We start from the raw sequence: 18,215 nt of genomic DNA on the forward strand, positions 1-18,215 counted from the left end.
CGATTCTGCCTTTTTTGCACCAGCAGGCCCGACACAAGATGTCCCAAGGCATGATCAACGCGCCTTCACGACAAATTCGTCAATGGCCCTAGCGCAAGCCGCGCCCCACAGGAAGGGGGGAGGCACGGCAGAAACAAAAGAAAAGAGAGCGCATGTTTTTTTTTGCAAATTCGGCATGAACCCTTGCGCAAGGGCATTTTCTCGCCGCATTTGCTGCGACATAGTTCCGCTGCAATCATCTATTCCGACCCATGCCTTTCCGGCTCGGTCTCTCTGTTCTTTTTACCGCCCCGTGATCCTTCGTCCCTTGTGGAGTCCCCTGATGTCGCTTTCCGTCCGGCAACGCCTCCTGCGCCCCTTCGCGCGCTTCACCGCCTGCGGCCTTATCGCCAGCACGTTTCTGGCCTCAGGGGCAGCCTATGCTGCAGGCTGCGGCGAATCACCGGCGCATGAGGCATTCAACGTTCAGGGTCTCAAGAGCGAACTGATGGTGACGGCGCTCTCCTGCAGCGCGCAGGAGCGTTACAACGCTTTCGTGACCAAGTTCCGCCCCAAACTGGCCGCCGAAGAAGAACGCCTGAACACCTATTTCAAATCCGCCTATGGCCGAAACGCCACCAAGGCGCATGACGACTACATCACCCAGCTGGCCAATGTGCAGTCTGAGGGCGGCCTGAAGGCTGGAACGATCTTCTGCCAGCAGCGCGTCGCCATGTTCGACGAAGTCGATGCCCTGAATGACGGAGCCGATCTGGCCCATTACGCGGATGCGAAAGACGTGGTTCAGCCCGCCTCGTTCGAAACATGCTCGGCACCCGAAGCCGTGACCCATGGCCGGGCAACGACCACGCGTCGTCCCCATCACAAGACGCGCGCCTAAAAACTCACCACTACCCTGCACGGGGCGCTTGACGGCGCCCCGGCGAGGCCGTCAAGAACGCAATATGAACGACGACCTCTTCCAGAGCGATGAAAAGCCCGCCCGTCGGCCCCGCAAGACGGCTCAGGCTCCCGTACCGGAAAATTACGGTGCTGATCAGATCGAGGTCCTCGAGGGGCTCGAACCCGTAAGGCGTCGCCCGGGCATGTATATCGGCGGTACCGACGACACCGCCTATCATCATCTCGCCTCCGAAATCCTTGATAATGCGATGGATGAGGCCGTGGCGGGCCATGCCAGCGTCATCGATCTGGCGCTCGAGGAGTCGCGTCTGCTGATGGTGCGCGACAACGGGCGCGGTATCCCGGTAGATGCACACCCCAAATTCAAGGATCGCTCCGCGCTCGAGGTGATTTTCACCACGCTCCATGCAGGCGGAAAGTTCTCGGGCAAAGCCTATGACACTTCAGGCGGCCTTCATGGCGTCGGCTCTTCCGTGGTCAATGCCCTGTCGGATCGCCTCGAAGTTGAAGTGGCACGCGAAAAGCTTCTCTGGCGTCAGGATTACGCCCGGGGAAAGCCTATCACACCGCTGCAGCAGGTAGGGAACGCGCCTAATCGCCGTGGCACGACCATCCGTTTTTCGCCCGATCCGGAAATCTTCGGTCCGCTCAGCTTCTCGCCGCAGCGATTGTATCGTCTATGCTGTTCCAAGGCGGCTCTATTCCGTGGCGTTACCATTCGCTGGAGCGTCAACCCGGCCCTGATCAAGGCAGGCGATGAAACCCCGGTCGAGGCAACCATCCATTTCCCGAACGGGCTGGCGGACAGCCTGAATGCCGAACTCGGCGCATCTCCTGCGCTCCTGGCTCCTGTCTGGGCGGGCGAGGCAGAATTGCCCCAGGCCGCCGATGGACGCACCGGTGGCAAGCTCGAATGGGCTGTGGCCTTCATGGAGCAGGGAGCGTCGAGCATGACCTCCTATTGCAACACCATTCCGACCCCGCAGGGCGGCACGCATGAAGCTGGCTTCAGGGCCGCGCTGGTCAAGGGGCTGCGTGCCTGGGGCGAGAGCCGCAACATGAAGCGCGCGGCCGCCGTGACGGCCGAAGACGCTCTGGGCGCCCTGGCGGTCAAGCTCTCGGTGTTCATTCGCGATCCCCATTTCCAGGGTCAGACCAAGGAGAAGCTGACCACGCAGGAGGCCAGCCGTCTGGTTGAAGGCGCGCTGCGCGACCGTCTGGACCACTGGCTGGGGGGTAATCCGGCTCAGGCCGATAATTTGCTGGCGTTCATCATAGAGCGGGCAGAGGAGCGGCTGCGCAGGCGTGAGAGCAAGGATACGCCACGCAAGAGCGCCACGAGGCGCCTGCGTCTGCCCGGCAAGCTCACCGATTGCACGCGCGAAAACGCGGCCGATACCGAGATCTTTCTCGTTGAGGGCGACTCGGCAGGCGGGTCCGCGCGCCAGGCGCGCGATCGCGAGACCCAGGCCGTGCTGCCGTTGCGTGGCAAGATTCTCAACGTGGCCTCGGCCACGGCAGACAAGCTCAAGGCCAATCAGGAACTCCGCGATCTGGTCGAGGCACTGGGCTGCGGGTCGGGCTCGACCTTCGATGTCGCCCGTCTGCGCTACGGGCGCGTCATCATCATGACAGATGCTGACGTGGACGGCGCCCATATCGCCTCGCTGCTCATGACGTTCTTCTACCGGGAAATGCCCGATCTGGTGCGCAAGGGGCATCTCTACCTGGCCCAGCCCCCGCTCTATCGTCTGACCCATGGCGCGAAGACCATTTATGCGATGGATGACGAGGATCGCGTGCGGCGTCTCAAACGCGACTTCAAGCAGGGCGCAAAGGTCGAGATCTCGCGATTCAAGGGTCTGGGCGAAATGCCGGTCAAGGACCTCAAGCAGACCACCATGGACCCAGCGAAGCGCACCTTGCTGCGCGTGGTCACGCTCCCCGAGGACCGGGCCGTGACCAGTGACCGCGTGGAGAGCCTGATGGGCCGCAAGCCGGAGTTGCGCTTTCGCTTCATCCAGGATCATGCCCGCTCGGCCGAACTGCTCGACGTCTGATGGCTTCTCTCGAGCACCCTCATGCAACGCCGCTGGACAAGCTGGGAGGGCTGGCCCTTCTGATCGGTGGCATCTCGTCCTTCCAGGTCGGAGCGGCTCTGGCCAAGAGCCTTTTTCCGCTCTTCGGAGCAGAGGGCATGGTGGGGCTGCGCGTCTGTCTCGCCGCCGTCATCCTGCTTGCTGTGATGCGTCCGGGTCCTTCAGTGCTAAAACCGGGCATGTGGAAGCTGCTCCTGCCTTATGGCGCCTCCATGGCCGTCATGAATTTCGCCTTCTATATCGCGCTCGTTCGCCTGCCCCTCGGGCTGGTGGTCGCTTTCGAATTCATGGGACCGCTCTCGCTCGCCTTGATCGGGTCACGCCGGCTGCTCGATCTCGTCTGGGCGGGTATGGTGGTATCCGGTCTGTATCTGCTGCTGCGTCCCGACCATATCGAGGGGCATCTCGACCTGATCGGCGTCATCGCGGCGCTGATCAGTGCTGTGGGATGGGTGATCTATATCCTGACCGGCACCCGTATCGGGCGGGTCATGCCTGCTGCCCAGGCCACGACGCTGGGCATGACAACGGCCGGTATCCTGCTTCTCCCGTGGCTGATACCCGCCCTTGCGCCGGCCGTAACCCATCCCCATCAGGGAATACAGGCTGTGGGCGTCGCCATTCTGTCTTCGGCGGTGCCCTATATTCTGGACATGATGGCCATGAGGCGGCTCGGGCCGCGTGATCTGGGTATCCTGCTCAGCCTCGAGCCTGTTCTCGGGTCGATCTCGGGACTGCTCTTGCTGGGAGAAACACTTTCGGTCGCACGCTGGATGGGAGTGCTCTGCATTGCCGGAGCCTCTGCCGGGAACGTGCTCACCTCGCGCAAGCCGCCCCCGGACGGCGAGACCGTTCCCCCGACCTAGACCCTGTATGGCGTCGTGTTAACGCGCTTGTCATGCAACATGCCGTGCCGGGGTCCGTTCTCTTCCCAAACCGTCTCATCAAGAGACGCCTCAAGAGGAGAACATCCATGCGCCGCCTGATGATTGCCGGATCTGCCCTTCTGACACTTGCCGGGGCACCGGCCTTTGCCGCCCCTTCGGCGGGCGCCTCCATGGCGGCTGATCAGGCTCATGCAGATCGCGATTTCGCCCGTCTCTCCAAGGATGGACAGAAGGCTCTGGCCAACATCATTCTCGCCCAGCAGGCTCTCGCCTCGAACCAGAATGGTCAGGCCCAGAGCCTGATCAATGACGCAGGAGCCCGCCTCGAGAAGGCTGCCAAGGACAATCGCGCCTTCATCAAGGCCGAGGATGCCATGCAGCCCGTTCCGAGCCACGGTGCACCCAAGCGTCTGGCGGTAAGCGGGGTACCGCTGCACTGGCTGCCGGTTGGCGGTGAATATGCTGTGACCGATACGCTAGCTCCGGCGCAGCAAACGGCTCTGGCCAATGCCAATCAACATATGAAGACGGGTGAAACCAAGCTGGTCAACCAGGACCTGCAGGTTGTGGGCACCAAGGTCCAGTATGTGGTGGCCCTCGCCCCACTGGAGATGATTTCCGGTGACGTTCATCGCGCCTCGGTCTTCATGGATGGCGGTGATACGAAATCCGCAAGCGACGCCCTGCAGAACGCGGTCGATTCGATTCTCTTCGTCTCTGGCGATGTCGTTGCCGTAACCCACCCAACGACCGCCAAGCGTCACAAGATGGCGAACAGCCCTTCCTGAACGGTTGACCCTACCCGGTTCGGCGCGCTCCCTGCCGGGTAAGATCTTCAGGGCAGTCTCTGCGCAGCGTTAGCGAATGCGCCCGAAGAGTTTCTCGAGCTCATCCCGCCCAAGACGCAGCCAGGTCGGCCGCCCATGCGAGCAGGTGTTGGCTCTTGGCGTCTGCTCCATCTGCCGCAACAGAGCGGACATCTCATCCTGCTGCAGGCGACGTCCGGCGCGGATGCTGCCATGGCAGGCCATACGGGCGATAACGGCATCGATCCGCCGCTCCAGCGCCGCACTGTCACCCGGCACGAGATCCGGATCGGCCGTCAGCTCCTCCGAAAGATCGCGCAGGAGCGAAACACCGTCCCCCCCTTGGAGGAGGACGGGCATGGTACGCAGAAGAACGCTCCCCCCACCGAAAGACTCGATTTCGAGCCCGAGCGCCTCCAATGCGGTCTTCCATTCAAGCAAACGACCTGCCTGACCGGGAGGCAGGTCGATCACTTCCGGTAGAAGCAGGCGCTGTGCCTTGAGAGAGCCGCTCGTATATTGCGCGAGCAGTTTCTCATGCGTCAGCCGCTCATGAGCGGCATGCTGATCGACCAGAATCAGATCGCCATCCTGCCCGACGGCCAGAATATACGTATCGAATACCTGCGCCACGGGTGCCCCTAGCGGGAAAGAAGTGCGCTGGATCGGATCAGGCTCCATCGAGGGGCGCGTTGCCGGCTCGAAGCTTCCAAGCCCCTCTGCAAATCCCTGTATGTCGCTCTTGGGGCTAAGTGCGGCAGGAGCACCCAAACCCGCCATAGCCGAGTGCGCGGCGATAAATCCGGATGTGAGACTCACGGGGTCCGGGGGCGGATAATGGATGGCCTGTCTGGCGGGTGCAGCAAAACGCATCCTGACCCCGGCTTCGCCCGCGCCATGCCCCAGAGCACGCTGCATAGCGCCGATCATCAGCCCTCTGACATCGGCTTCCTCGGCAAAGCGCAGTTCGGTCTTGGACGGGTGGACATTCACATCCACCCTGTCATGGGGAAGGCGCAGATGCAGGGCAAGCACAGGGTGACGCCCCGGTTCGATGACCGGACGATAGGCCACACGTATGGCCGTGCGCATGAGCGGATCGGCCACAGGGCGGTTATTGACAACCAGGAACTGCGACGCCGCCGTTGAGCGCGTGGCTGCGGGTCCGCAGATGAAACCGCTCAGGTGAAGCCCGTTGCGCGTCTCATCGAGCGCGATCAGGGACTCACTTTCGCCAAGCACGGCCTGGACACGCTCGATGACGCTCTGAACCGGGAAATCGAAAACAGGGCGTTCGTCCAGCGTGAAACGCATGGCGCAATGCGGGGCAGAGAGCGCGAGACGGCGCATCACGCCCTCGGCATGGCTCCCTTCGACACGCGCGCTCTTGAGAAATTTGCGCCGGGCGGGTGTCGCGAAGAAAAGATCCTCGACCACGACCCGTGTTCCGGGCGCCCCGGCGGCCGGACTAGGGGGTGTCAGGGCACCGCCCTCGAGACGCAGCGTCCAGGCTGTATCGGCATCATGCTGCCGCGATGTGAGCGTGAGACGCGCCGTGGCGCCGATGGAGGGCAGAGCCTCCCCCCGAAAACCCAGCGTGACGATATGGGTCAGTGTTTCATCGCTGAGTTTGGAGGTGCAATGGCGTTCGACGGCCATCACGAGATCATCGGGCGACATGCCGCAGCCGTTGTCGCTCACCTCGATCCTGTCGCAGCCCCCGTTGAGCAACGCTACCTCGATGCGCGTCGCCCCGGCATCGAGCGCATTTTCAACAATTTCCTTGAGGGCGGCGGCGGGCCGTTCGACGACTTCACCGGCCGCGATCAGATCGATGACGTGATTGGAAAGACGGCGAAGTCGGGGCTGGAGCAACGGGCGTTCAGAGGGGGGCATGTTCAGGCATCAGATGACGCCCTTCAGAAAACGCCGAGAAAGGAGCTTTTGGACTTCTTGGTCGGGGTGGCACCGGTCGAGGGGCTCTGTCCGAGGGCTGAGGCGCGCTGTATCCGACGGTTTTCGGCCTCGCTATCGACAACGCTCCCTGCATTGCCGCCACGCCAGAACATCAGCTCATCGGTCAGGCCTGCACCTGCGGCACCGAGCTCGGCGTTATTGGGGGCCTTCGAAGCCTGATCGACAGCCCCGATCAGAGCCTGCTGCCCGGCGCTGGCGCTCCCCGAGGTGGAGTGCAGAGCCGCGTTGGGCGAGAGCGTCTCGAGCGCCTGGGTGCGGGGATTTTCATCCGCCGTGTGATCACCCTGACCCGGCAGGCTCAGTTGCTCGGAAGGCGGCATCGAGAGTGGCGCGCGCGTCGTCACCGTATATTCATCCGGCATCGAGCGTTCGAGGCCAAAAGCCCGCGAAACGTCAGAGCCGGAGCAAGCCGGGAGGAGCGCTGTCAGGCCGAGAACCGGCAGGACGCGGAGGACGGACGGGAGGGAGAGCTGAGCCATATCGGACCCGATCCTAATGGAGCGTTTCGGCATCGACAAGAGATCAATGCTCATGCGGTGCAGGGCCGTGGCCCGGGACGGTAGTGGCACCAGTTTCAGCGCGTGTACGGGAGGCAGCATCACGACGATCCGACCAGATCGAGTCGATCACCCAAGCGATGACGCCGCAGACGATTGCTGAATCTGCGACGTTGAAGACATACCAGCTCCAGCCGAAGGCATGTGCGTGGATGAAGTCGACCACCGCCCCGAAACGGATGCGATCGATGACATTGCCAACGGCGCCGCCCGCGATGGCGGCTGAGGCAATCGCCACGACCATGCGCGGCGTGCGCAGGGTCTGCCACAGCAGGGCAAGTACCGCGATCAAGGCGACAGTGCAAAACAGAAGAGGGCCCTTTGACCCCACGCCCCCGAGCATGCCGAAGGTCACGGCATGGTTCCAGACCATCGTGAAATTCAGCCCAGGCATGATGGCCACGCTGCCCCGGTCAGGCAGGTGATACACAGCGAGAATCCACCATTTGCTGATCTGATCGGCCAGGAGCACGATCAGAAAGGCGGCCAGCCCAGCGACGAGCGTCGCCGGTCGACCGAAGCTGACGGTGAGCTTGGCGCCCTTCACATCGACACCACATCGCTGCAACGCAGGCACAGCCCCGGATGGGCAGTCTGGCTGCCGACCTCAGGGAGAACACGCCAGCAGCGCAGGCATTTGCTGCCATCGGCTTCGGCCACACTCGGGCCAGGATGCGCGCCGACGATACCTTCATGCTCCGTGGTTGCCACGTCATCGATATACAGCGACGGCACATTGGTCAGAAGTTGGATATCGGCCTGAGAGACGATAGCGAGCTCCGCCCAATCCACATCCCCGAATACCGCCTGCTCCTGTTCCGTCAGCGGCAGGCTGAGGCGCGCCTCGAGCGATGAGCCGATAACCCCGCCACGGCGCGCGCCTTCAAGTTCGGTCGTGATCACGCGGCGCAGGGCGCGGAGGCGGTTCCAGCGCTCGCCCAGTGCTGCGTCGTTCCAGCTCGGATCAGGCTCGAGGAAGCTCTGGAGATGGACCGAACTGTCCTCCCCGAAGCGGGACGTCCAGGCCTCTTCCGCCGTAAAGACCAGCACTGGCGCGAGCCAGGTGGCGAGCGCACGATGCAGGATATCGAGCACGGTACGCGCTGCACGACGGCGCAACGAGGACGGCGCATCGCAATAAAGCGCATCCTTGCGGACATCGAAATAGAAGGCTGAGAGGTCGGTCGTGCAGAACCCGTGCAGCATGGGATAGACGCCGACCCATTGGTGGGTATGCACGGCCTGTTTGATCTGGCCGCCCAGTTCGGTCAGACGATGCAGGATATACCGCTCGAGTTCCGGAAGCTGCTCGAAAGGCACCGCCTCTTCGGGGGTGTACCCATCGAGCGCGCCCAGCAGCCAGCGCAGCGTGTTGCGCAGGCGGCGGTAGAGTTCGCCCTGCTGCTTGAGGATCTCGTTGCCGATACGCAGATCTTCGTTGCTGTCGGAATTGACGACCCAGAGACGCAGGATATCCGCGCCCAGCTTGTCGGTCACTTCCTTGGGCGCGATCACATTGCCCAGCGACTTGGACATTTTGCGCCCCTGCTCATCGAGCACGAAGCCATTGGTGACAATGGCCTTCATAGGCGCGACGCCGCGCGTACCGACGCTTTCGAGCAGGGAAGACTGGAACCAGCCACGATGCTGGTCGGACCCTTCAAGATAGAGATCGGCGGGGAAGTTCAACCCGTCTTCGCCCAGAACGAAGCTGTGCGTCGAGCCACTCTCAAACCAGACATCGACGATATCGAATACCTGCTCATACTGCGCGGGGTCACGCCCCTCACCCAGGAACAAGGCCGGGTCGGCGCTATACCAGATATCGGCGCCATGCTCGGCCATTGCATCGACAACGCGCTGCATGACTTCGGCATCGCGCAGAACCTCACCCGTACTCTTCTCGACGAAGACGGCAATCGGTACGCCCCAGGCGCGCTGGCGGCTGATGCACCAGTCGGGTCGCTGCTCGATCATGGAGGTCAGGCGGTTGCGCGCAGCCTCGGGCACGAAAGTGACATCGGCAAGCGCATCCAGCGTCTTGCGACGGAGGGCCTGGTCACCATCCATGCGGATGAACCATTGCGGGGTGGCGCGAAAGATGATCGGCTTACGCGAACGCCAGGAATGCGGATAGGAATGCACGATGCTCGACCGCGCCACGAGCCCGGCCGCCGCATCGCCATAGGCCGCCCAGCGCTGTGCGGCCTCGGTGAGGGCCGCACAAACCGGATCGGCCGCCTTGAACACATGGATACCGGCAAAATGCGGCACCCAGGGGGCATAGGTCCCGTCATCCTGCACGAGCTCAGGCACTTCGATGCCATATTGGCGTGTGAGCAGGAAGTCGTCCTGGCCATGGGCCGGTGCCATATGCACGAGACCCGTACCGGCATCGGTGGTCACGAAATCGCCGGGAAGCATGGGGACGTCGAATTCATAGCCGCAGCCACGCAGGGGATGGGCGCAAATCGTACCCTCGAGCGCCTCTCCGGGCAGAGTGTAGAGAATATGATGGTCCTGGATGCCTGCCTGCTTGCAGAAATCCGCAACGCGCTCCTCTGCCACCAGGAAGCGCGATCCGGGCGCCACGAGAGAGGCTTCTTCCATCACATCGGCACGCAGCACGACATAGGCGATCTCGGGCCCATACGCGATGGCGCGGTTCGCCGGGATGGTCCAGGGGGTGGTCGTCCAGATCACGGCTGACGCGCCCTGAAGCGCCTGACCGGGAGTCGGATCTGCCTCGATCGGAAACGCCACGTGAATCGTGGTGGAGGTGATGTCGTGATACTCGATCTCGGCCTCGGCGAGAGCCGTCTTCTCGACCGGGCTCCACATCACCGGGCGCAGACCGCGATAGAGGCCACCATTAAGCAGGAATTTGCCGATCTCGCGGACAATCGCGGATTCGGACGAGAAATCCATGGTGGCGTAACGGTTCTTCCACTCCCCCTGAACACCGAGCCGCTTGAATTCCTCGGCCTGGATATCGAGCCAGCGGCGCGCATAATCGCGACACTCGGCGCGGAATTGCAGGACGGGCACGTCATCCTTATTCTTGCCCGCCTTGCGGTATTCTTCCTCGACACGCCATTCGATCGGCAAGCCATGGCAGTCCCAGCCGGGCACATAGCGCACACGCGCGCCATTCATACGCTGGGCGCGATTGACCACGTCCTTGTTGATCTTGTTGAGTGCGTGACCGATATGCAGATGGCCATTGGCGTAGGGCGGGCCGTCATGCAACGTGAAGACGGGCTTGCCCTTGCCTGCCTCGATAATCTTCTCATCAAGCCCCATCGACTCCCAGCGCGCCAGAATTTCCGGCTCGCGCGTGGGCAGGTTGCCACGCATCGGAAAGCTGGTGCGGGGCAGAAAGACCGTGTCGCGATAACGGTCCTGAGGATCGGGGCTTTTGGAATCAGGCATCTTCGATCATTCGACAGAGTCAGGGAACCGGGAGTTATGCGAAGATGCGGGGCAAAGGGTCAAGAGCGCAGGGTTGGCAAGGCCCCACAATAGGGTCGCTTTGGCCCGTCAAATTGTGCTGAAAACCGGCCTGCCGCCAGCGCTGGCGGCGTCATGCCGCCTCGCTACCGCTGTTGCAGGGACAGCAAGGGCGAATGACCCGCGCGAGATGCCCACCGGATAATGGCAGATGCTTGGATCAAGATTTCCGCCATTTACACGCTTTATTCATCCCTTGACGGCGCCTATTCCCATACATCATCGCAATAATAACTCAGTACGGACTCATGGAATGAAAATAGTCGTGGCTGCCGCCCTGCTTTCGCTTTCAGGCGGCCCAGTCATTGCCGACGCACAAACCAGCCTGACACCTCCTCAGATGTCGATTCGGGTGCTGGACCGGTTCGTCACACTGATGAACGAGAAGACGCCGCTTAAGGATAACGAAATGGCGACGATCCTCTCGCTACGACGTGAAGGACGCAAGATCGTCGAGACGATTGCCCTCACTCATGTGGCAGACGAGGCGATCTTCAATTTTTCCGAAACTGAGCTCAAGCGCATGATTACGAATGCCGACACTGAGCGCTATTGCTCAACCAACATGAAATTTCTGATGTCAGGTAACGTCACGGTCGAGTTCATCTACATGTTGCGCGGGAGAGAGTTCTTCAGAACGACGCGTAGCCCGGCATTCTGTACGGTGGTGAACTGAGGACAAAGACTGCTTCCGACAGCGCTTGCCCCTATGCACCAGGCTCAGCGCAGACCCTTACGGGACGAGAACGCGGAGGGGGCGTAGACGCTTTCGAGCGTCTCATCGATCTGACAACCGAGTGACGTCAGATCGCGGCGCAGGAACTCTTTGAGTCGTACGAGCCGGGAAACGCTTTCCTTCCTGCGGGATTCCTTCTGGGCGATGTGCTGTTCCATCGCCTGCATCTGATACATCTGCATCGCGCCAAACATGACAGACTCCCATCGCTCATTAACCGTGGGTAATCTATAACATTTATCCATGTTAGACGAAACATTAAAAACTTCACAAAACAGGCAAGTTCGTATCAGTCCTCCTGGGGTTGAATGACCAGCCCCTCAGGGGGCCGATCACGCCAGGCCCTCAAGCGGGTTGCCAATGTGCCAACATGAATCTCGAGTTTATGCCCATCGGGGTCGAGGAAATAGAGCGAGTCGCCTTCGCTCCTGTTTTCCTTCCAGCGCGCCACTTTTCCGCTCAGCCTGGCACACAGCACCGTAAAACCATCCTGCTCGACGCTGAAGGCGAGATGGGAATCGCCCGAACCACCCGGCAGAATCGCCTCCGGATGCACCTCAAGACACAGCCAGAGGGACCCTGCCTCCATATACGCCCCCTTGCCCCATCGAGCCCGCAGGACGCAGCCCAGAAGATCGCGATAAAAGCGGATGGAACGTTCAAGATCACCTACGCAGAGCGTCACGTGATTGATGCCCGAAATCAGAGGCGCGTCAGACAACGGGCATTTCCGACACCCGCAGGATCAGGAAAGGGTGGAGAGAACGATGCGAGCGCTGGCAGCGTCTTCGGCGATCTGAGCCTTGAGCGCATCGAGCCCTTCGAAGCGACGCTCCTCGCGAAGAAGCTTGTGCAGGCTGACCTCCAGTGTCTGGCCGTAGAGATCCTCGTTCACATCGAAGATATGTACCTCGAGGCGGCTCTCCTGCCCGTCATTGATGGTCGGGCGTCGGCCGATATTGGCAACGCCCTGCGTCACGCGCCCATCGGGATGGCGTATCGTCACGGCATAGACACCGCGTGCAGGCTCGATATGCCGCCCAAGCGGAATATTGGCCGTAGGAAAGCCGAGCAGACGACCACGCTTGTCGCCATGAGCAACACCCCCGGCAATAAACCAGGGGCGACCGAGCTCTTCCGCAGCGCGCTCAGGATAGCCCTCCTGCAACAGGCGCCGGATACGCGAGGAAGAAAAAGGGCCGCCAATATCGGTCAATGGGGGGACGATGGTCAGGCCGATCCCGAGCGTCTCAAGCTTGTGTCCCAGATAGGCAATGCTGCCGGCACGTCGATGCCCGAAGGCAAAATCCGGACCACAGGCGACATGTTTCACACCGAGCGCCCGATCGAGCACGGACTCAACAAAAGCGTCAGGGCTGAGATGGCTGAAATCCGCATCGAAGCGGAGCTGGAAGACACGCTGCGCGCCCTGCTCTTGCAGGATACGCGCCCGGATTTCGGGCAGCATGAGGCGTAATGGTGGGTCTTGCGGTCGGAAGAACTCGCGAGGATGGGGCTCGAATGTCACCGCGCCGAGCGGTAGGTCCGGGCGGGCCGCGTGGAGCGAGCGCAGAAGATGCCGGTGCCCCAGATGCACTCCATCGAAATTGCCGAGGGCGACGGCGGCGCCGCGCGCCTCAGGCGGGATCGCCGTCCAGTCCTCGTACAGGGTCATGAGACGGGCAGTGCAAAATAATGACTGACCTCAGCGAAATCGGAGGCCTGCCGCGCTCCGTGATGCGGGGTCGTGCCATCTTCCTTGCGGACCAGTTGGCAGGTCTTGAGCCCGGCTTCGGCGGCGGCATCGAGTTCTGCTCCGATATCGGACAGGAACAGGATTTCAGCCGGGGCCACACCCGCGCGCTGGGCGATCTCACGGTAACTCTCCGCGATCTTCTTTCCCCCGATATCCAGATCGTAGAACGCCTCGAACAACCCCGTCAGATCGCCCGCATCGGAGTAGCCGTATAGCAGGCGCTGCGCGCTGGCCGACCCGGAGGAATAAACCGCCAGACGCAGACCCGCCTGATGCCAGGCATTCAGCGCAGGCGGCACATCCGGATAGAGACGCGCCTTGAGCTCACCGGACTCGAAACCCGTTTTCCAGGCGAGGCCCTGGAGGGATTTCAGAGGGGCTACCTTCTCGTCCCGGACGGTCCAGTCATGAAGCTGGGCAACGGGATCGCAGCCGGGATTGGCGGCATCGATATCAGCCAGCGCCACCCTGACCAGCGGATTACCGGCCTGCTGACGCAACAGTTCCGGCATGACCCTGTCGGAATAGGGGAAAAGCACGTCCTTCACGAAGGAGATCGGCAGGGTTGTGCCCTCGATATCGAGAAGGATCAGGCGGATGGTGCTCATGCGGCAATGTCCGGAATAGTCACGGGAAAGCGGCGGGCAATCTCATCACCTGTGTATTCAGCGATCCACCCCGTCGTGTCGGTGAAGACGCGAAGCGCCACCACATCGGGATTGAGCCCGGCATCGAACCAGTGCGGGGTGCCTTCAGGCACCGAGATCAGATCGCCCTGCACGCAGAGCACCGAATACACCTTGTCGCCCACATGCAGGACGAACGCGCCCTGACCGTGCACGAAGAACCGCACCTCATCTTCACTATGCGTGTGCTCGGAGAGATATTTTTCCCGCATCGCAGCGATCTGGGGCGTGTTGCGGTCGAAGCGCACCACGTCGGCGCTACCCGCACCGGTTTCCCCCATCAGCCCATCCAGATACGGGCGGTAAGCCTCCAGGATCTGCTCCGGCGGGGCATCCTTGGCGGGAGTGACGGGGGCCTGCCAACGCTCGAAGCGGACATTCAGGGGGCGCAGCGTCTCGGCAATCTCGCGCGGGTTTTCCGTGTCGAGCAGCGCGGTTTCCGGCGCGTTATCGCGATAGATCGTCAGTCGGCTCATAATTTCCGCCTTTCGAGTTCGCAGGCCAGCAGGAACTCCAGCCCTTCGAGACGGGCAAGGGCCATTTTCATGTCCCGCCCCCAGACATAAACCCCATGCCCACGGATGATGTATCCGGCGGGCATTGCCCCAAGACGAGGAGCAACCACCGTAGCGAGACGGGCGATATCCTGATCATTGTCGAACACAGGCACGTCGATCACCGTATCATGGGTCGATTGCCCTTCGAACACCTTGAGCAACTCGTACCCAGCCAGGGTCAGCGACGATCCGGCAAGCGCCATGGACAGCACGGTGGCGGCCACGGAATGACCGTGCAATACAGCCCCGATCAATGGATCAGCCGCATAAAGCTGCGTGTGAAGAAGCGTCTCTGCGCTGGATTTCTGCATAGGATCGATCGGACGTCCCGCAGGATCGATCTCGATCACGTCCGGCACGGTCAGAAAGCCCTTGTGCCCGCCTGAGCGGGTGATGGCGATCCGGCCATCCTCCAATCGTCGGCTGAGATTACCGGCCGTCGCCGGCACCCAGCCACGCTGGTCCATACGCTCCCCGGCCTGGATGACGTCCTGCACCGCCTCTGACCAGAGACGATCCGAAAACTGGGTCATGACAAGCTCAGTGATTGACGTTGTTCACATTGCCGCTCGAAACGGGAGATGTGTAATGAGGCTGCTGCACTCCGCCCTGAGGCGGCGGCGAAATCTGTCCGTTTGGCTGGGTATGGGCCTGGTTCGGCTCCATGGACTCATCCTCGGCCATGTTCTTCTTGAAGGATTTGATCCCCTTCGCGAAGTCACCCATCAGGCCGCTGATCTTGCTGCCACCGCCAAACAGGATGAGCACAACGGCAAGCACTATCAGCCAGTGCAGGGGACTCATGCTACCCATAATCTCTCTCCTCGTGCGACGGGGTCGTCTCGCCGTCTTGTCTCTTGCTTCTCACATGGCGTGATCAGGCGTCTCTTGCAAGCGGGCAATATCATCGAGATCGCGCGGCACGATAAAGCCGTAGGTCGGATAGGCGCGTGACCCGAGATTTTTGATGGGGGCCCAATAGACCCTGACCAGTGACCAGTCATTATCACGGGAGACATCGATCACAGGTACGGAGCGATCGATACGCCCTGGCTCCCAATTAGCATGTTCAACCAGGATCTTGCGCGAGGACACCGTGCTGCGCACCACCGATACGTGACCCGAAGGCAGGCGCCCGCTTGAGCGAAACACGAGGATTTCACCCTGCGCCGGGGTCTGAGTGCGTCTGTATTTGCCCGATGCTCCCCGCCACCATGAAGCGGCGGCACCGTAGAGCGCGACACCCGTCTTGGCGCGGGCATACGGAGCGCATTGCAGGGGGCCATTGAAGCTCGCACGGCCGTACTCTCTCGGACCGCCGCCGCAGGCAGCGAGACTGAGACAAAAGCCAAATCCAAGAGCCATTTTCTTCATGACGATTTCAGCGCCATGACGCGATCCTCCGCTTCTGACAGATCAAGGGAGAGCGCCTGCTCGGCCACATCGCGACCGAAGCCCGCACGGGCGAACACAGCGAGAGCCCGCTGGTGTTGTTCCGGGCCCGATGTTTCATCCGCATCCTCACGACGGAACGGACCCAGACGGCGCTTGCGTGCCAGGATGAGGGCTGCACCCAGTTCGTGCTCTCTGGCACTCTCGTCATGCCGGTGACCCAGCGCCTCCTCCATCGCGTCGCCAAGCGTTTCTGCATCGATTCCCTTCTGGGCGAGGCTGGCAGCGACGGCACGGCGGGACCGACCGGTACGCGTCAGAGTTTTTGAGCGCGATCGCGCAAAAGCGGCGTCATCCAGAGCGCCTATCCGGCGCATATCGCCTACAATGGCGTTGATCATGGCCCGACAGGTTGTGCGCTGCGCCTCGATCTGCTCGCTCTCTCCGCCCTGGCTGGCATATTTACGCGCCCAGCGCATCACGGCACGGTCAAGGATCTGGGCCAGGCCCTGTTCGGTCGCGGCAAAGCGCGCCAGATGACGCAAAGCCGCCTCGCGCAGTGTTTCCGCAGTCGGCGGAGGAATCTGATCCGGAATCGCTGACATGGACACACTGTGCCATAACTTCATGGCAGTAACATGGTGAAAACCGGACGGAGACCCCTCATGCCCCGCTCATCGCTCGATCGCGCGCTGGTCGCCCTCCCCTCTTCCTATCCCGGACCGGGAGGGGCGGCTGCGGTCATCCGCAATGGCGAGGTCATCGGATGCCATAGCTGGGGCTTTGCCAATGCCGAAACGCATCTGGCTTTCACACCTCGCACGCAGTTCCGCCTGTGCTCGATCACCAAGCAATTCACCTGTGCCCTGCTCGATGCCTGGCCGGACAAGGCGGCACTTGATGCCTATGTGGCATCGAGCCTCCCCAATCTGCAGGAGCCCCCACCGGGTGTCATGGATCTGGCGCATAACCAGTCCGGCCTGCGCGATTACTGGGCCGTAGCGATGCTGCACGGCGCGCCCACCGAATCGGTTTTCGGCAGCGCCGAGGCAAAGCGGGTGATCGCAGGCACGCGCAGCCTGCATTTCAGGCCCGGCACCGCCTATTCCTATGTGAACCAGAACTTCTATCTGATCTCCGAAGCGCTGGAAGCCTGTTCGGGTCGCAGCTTTTCCGAGTTGCTGCAAACGCAGATTTTCGACCCTTGCGGCATGAAAACGGCGTTCCTCGCGGCAAATACCCAATCGATGCCCGATGGCACCCAGGGCTATGAGGGCAGCGAGGCCACGGGGTATCGCGCCGCCAACAATAATATCCTGTGGACCGGGGATGCAGGGTTAGGAGCAAGTCTGGAAGACATGATCGCCTGGGAAAAGGCGATTGACGCGCAGCGCGACGACCCTGAGGGGTTCTATAACCGGCTTTCCAGACCTGTTCACTTTCGCGATGGCCGACTGGCTCGCTACGGATCTGGATTGCAGCGCGGCAAGCTTTTCGGTCGAGCCATTACAGGGCATGGGGGCGCCCTGCGCGGCTGGCGCAGCCACCGGCTCCATCTGGCCGAAGAGCGGCTCTCTGTAGTGGTGCTCTTCAATCACATGTCGGAAGCGCATTCAGCCGCTGCCGAGCTTGCCGCTGCCGCCCTTGAGATCACCCGGCCCGTGCAGGAGGAGAGTACGCGGGGCTCAACCGCGTTCATCGGTCATTATCTCGAGCCCGAAACAGGGCTCTCCGCCTCGATCACCCCGACGGCTTCGAACGCGCGGCTTTCGCTACGCTATGCGTACCCGCCCGAAATTCTCGATGACTGGACCCAAAACAAGGCCGGTCGCGATGCAACGACATTGGCCCTGGCTGACCAGGGGCTGGTCATGTCCCGGCCGCAGGAAAACCGGGAAACACGCCTGATACCCATCCCGGAGGTGCAGCGCTTTCAGGATCTGGCCGGACGTTATGAATGCGAGGAACTCGATAGCATCCTGACAATTGCCGGAAGCGAAGAGGCCTTCTACGGCGCTTTCTCCGGCATGCTCGGCCAGGGACGCATGGAACGCCTGCAGAAACTCGGCAACGACGTCTGGCTCGTGCCTTGCCTGCGAGCACTCGACCACTCGCCGCCCGGGTATTGGACTCTGGCGTTTCAGCGTGACGCACAGCACAAGCTGACCGGCCTGCGCGCAGGATGCTGGCTTGCCCGCGACCTGTTCTACAGGCGCATCTGAGCCGGGATTTGACGTCGGGGGGGGAATAACCCCATCATAAGCACGCAGCAGCCTGTGCCCTGCCCTGAGTTCTCAGGTGCGGGGCTCTTGCCGTTGCGTCTTTTCCCTTCCATTTCAACCGGGCTTT

At 61.8% G+C, this 18,215-nt stretch carries 19 protein-coding genes; 6 read left to right on the top strand and 13 right to left on the bottom strand.

From position 1 onward, the window contains the following. Positions 1–322 precede the first annotated feature (322 nt). From AA0535_RS07425 to AA0535_RS07440, 4 genes are all read left to right on the top strand, one after another. On the top strand, positions 323–880 hold the full coding sequence (locus tag AA0535_RS07425) for a hypothetical protein (protein ID WP_264815301.1): 558 nt from the start codon (positions 323–325) through the stop codon (positions 878–880). Between the two features lie 64 nt (positions 881–944). Next, a complete protein-coding gene (gene parE / locus AA0535_RS07430; protein ID WP_264815302.1) occupies positions 945–2,963 on the top strand; it encodes a DNA topoisomerase IV subunit B in 2,019 nt (672 codons plus the stop codon). Further along, on the top strand, positions 2,963–3,868 hold the full coding sequence (locus AA0535_RS07435) for an EamA family transporter (RefSeq protein WP_264815303.1): 906 nt from the start codon (positions 2,963–2,965) through the stop codon (positions 3,866–3,868). Before parE ends, AA0535_RS07435 begins: the two co-directional genes overlap by 1 nt. A gap of 107 nt (positions 3,869–3,975) precedes the next feature. Continuing rightward, a complete protein-coding gene (locus AA0535_RS07440; RefSeq protein WP_264815304.1) occupies positions 3,976–4,677 on the top strand; it encodes a YfdX family protein in 702 nt (233 codons plus the stop codon). A 69-nt stretch (positions 4,678–4,746) separates the two neighbouring features. On the opposite strand, the gene mutL is transcribed toward AA0535_RS07440, so the two are convergent. The 4 genes from mutL to ileS are packed head-to-tail and all read right to left on the bottom strand — an operon-like array spanning position 4,747 to position 10,661. After that, complete coding sequence (mutL, locus tag AA0535_RS07445; RefSeq protein WP_264815305.1) at positions 4,747–6,591, bottom strand: DNA mismatch repair endonuclease MutL; 1,845 nt, start codon at positions 6,589–6,591, stop codon at positions 4,747–4,749. Between the two features lie 23 nt (positions 6,592–6,614). Further along, positions 6,615–7,151, bottom strand: coding sequence for a DUF3035 domain-containing protein (locus AA0535_RS07450; RefSeq protein WP_127100026.1), 537 nt, complete (start codon positions 7,149–7,151; stop codon positions 6,615–6,617). A gap of 43 nt (positions 7,152–7,194) precedes the next feature. After that, entirely contained in the window at positions 7,195–7,797 is a 603-nt protein-coding gene (gene lspA, locus AA0535_RS07455) for a signal peptidase II (RefSeq protein ID WP_370264814.1), read from the bottom strand. After that, positions 7,773–10,661, bottom strand: a complete 2,889-nt coding sequence (gene ileS / locus AA0535_RS07460; RefSeq protein WP_264815307.1) for an isoleucine--tRNA ligase — start codon at positions 10,659–10,661, stop codon at positions 7,773–7,775. Before ileS ends, lspA begins: the two co-directional genes overlap by 25 nt. 331 nt (positions 10,662–10,992) lie before the next feature. On the opposite strand from ileS, the gene AA0535_RS07465 reads away from it, so the two are divergent. After that, positions 10,993–11,415 (top strand): hypothetical protein, encoded by a 423-nt coding sequence (locus AA0535_RS07465; protein WP_264815308.1) that lies wholly within the window; start codon positions 10,993–10,995, stop codon positions 11,413–11,415. Between the two features lie 44 nt (positions 11,416–11,459). On the opposite strand, the gene AA0535_RS07470 is transcribed toward AA0535_RS07465, so the two are convergent. From AA0535_RS07470 to AA0535_RS07510, 9 genes are all read right to left on the bottom strand, one after another. Then, positions 11,460–11,669 (bottom strand): hypothetical protein, encoded by a 210-nt coding sequence (locus AA0535_RS07470; protein ID WP_264815309.1) that lies wholly within the window; start codon positions 11,667–11,669, stop codon positions 11,460–11,462. 95 nt (positions 11,670–11,764) lie between these two features. Next, positions 11,765–12,181, bottom strand: a complete 417-nt coding sequence (locus tag AA0535_RS07475) for a VOC family protein (RefSeq protein WP_264815367.1) — start codon at positions 12,179–12,181, stop codon at positions 11,765–11,767. Between the two features lie 39 nt (positions 12,182–12,220). Continuing rightward, positions 12,221–13,150 carry a bifunctional riboflavin kinase/FAD synthetase gene (locus AA0535_RS07480; RefSeq protein ID WP_264815310.1) on the bottom strand — a complete coding sequence of 310 codons (930 nt, stop codon included), beginning with the start codon at positions 13,148–13,150 and terminating at the stop codon, positions 12,221–12,223. Beyond that, on the bottom strand, positions 13,147–13,839 hold the full coding sequence (gene mtnC / locus AA0535_RS07485) for an acireductone synthase (RefSeq protein ID WP_264815311.1): 693 nt from the start codon (positions 13,837–13,839) through the stop codon (positions 13,147–13,149). Before mtnC ends, AA0535_RS07480 begins: the two co-directional genes overlap by 4 nt. After that, positions 13,836–14,393, bottom strand: a complete 558-nt coding sequence (locus tag AA0535_RS07490; RefSeq protein WP_264815312.1) for a 1,2-dihydroxy-3-keto-5-methylthiopentene dioxygenase — start codon at positions 14,391–14,393, stop codon at positions 13,836–13,838. The genes mtnC and AA0535_RS07490 overlap by 4 nt, the downstream gene beginning before the upstream one ends. Then, the gene (locus AA0535_RS07495) at positions 14,390–15,007 is read right to left on the bottom strand and encodes a methylthioribulose 1-phosphate dehydratase (protein WP_264815313.1); all 618 of its coding nucleotides are present in this window, start codon (positions 15,005–15,007) and stop codon (positions 14,390–14,392) included. Before AA0535_RS07495 ends, AA0535_RS07490 begins: the two co-directional genes overlap by 4 nt. Before the next feature lie 7 nt (positions 15,008–15,014). Beyond that, positions 15,015–15,287 (bottom strand): twin-arginine translocase TatA/TatE family subunit, encoded by a 273-nt coding sequence (locus AA0535_RS07500; RefSeq protein WP_264815314.1) that lies wholly within the window; start codon positions 15,285–15,287, stop codon positions 15,015–15,017. Positions 15,288–15,338: 51 nt separating this feature from the next. After that, the gene (locus AA0535_RS07505; RefSeq protein ID WP_264815315.1) at positions 15,339–15,848 is read right to left on the bottom strand and encodes a CHAP domain-containing protein; all 510 of its coding nucleotides are present in this window, start codon (positions 15,846–15,848) and stop codon (positions 15,339–15,341) included. Beyond that, positions 15,845–16,471 (bottom strand): regulatory protein RecX, encoded by a 627-nt coding sequence (locus AA0535_RS07510; protein WP_264815317.1) that lies wholly within the window; start codon positions 16,469–16,471, stop codon positions 15,845–15,847. Before AA0535_RS07510 ends, AA0535_RS07505 begins: the two co-directional genes overlap by 4 nt. Positions 16,472–16,531: 60 nt before the next feature. Between AA0535_RS07510 and AA0535_RS07515 the strand changes: the two genes are divergently transcribed. Further along, the gene (locus AA0535_RS07515; RefSeq protein ID WP_264815318.1) at positions 16,532–18,088 is read left to right on the top strand and encodes a D-aminopeptidase; all 1,557 of its coding nucleotides are present in this window, start codon (positions 16,532–16,534) and stop codon (positions 18,086–18,088) included. Positions 18,089–18,215: the final 127 nt, after the last annotated feature.

Origin of the sequence: Asaia krungthepensis NRIC 0535 (assembly GCF_025995175.1) — a bacterium.
Taxonomy (GTDB): Bacteria; Pseudomonadota; Alphaproteobacteria; order Acetobacterales; family Acetobacteraceae; genus Asaia; species Asaia krungthepensis.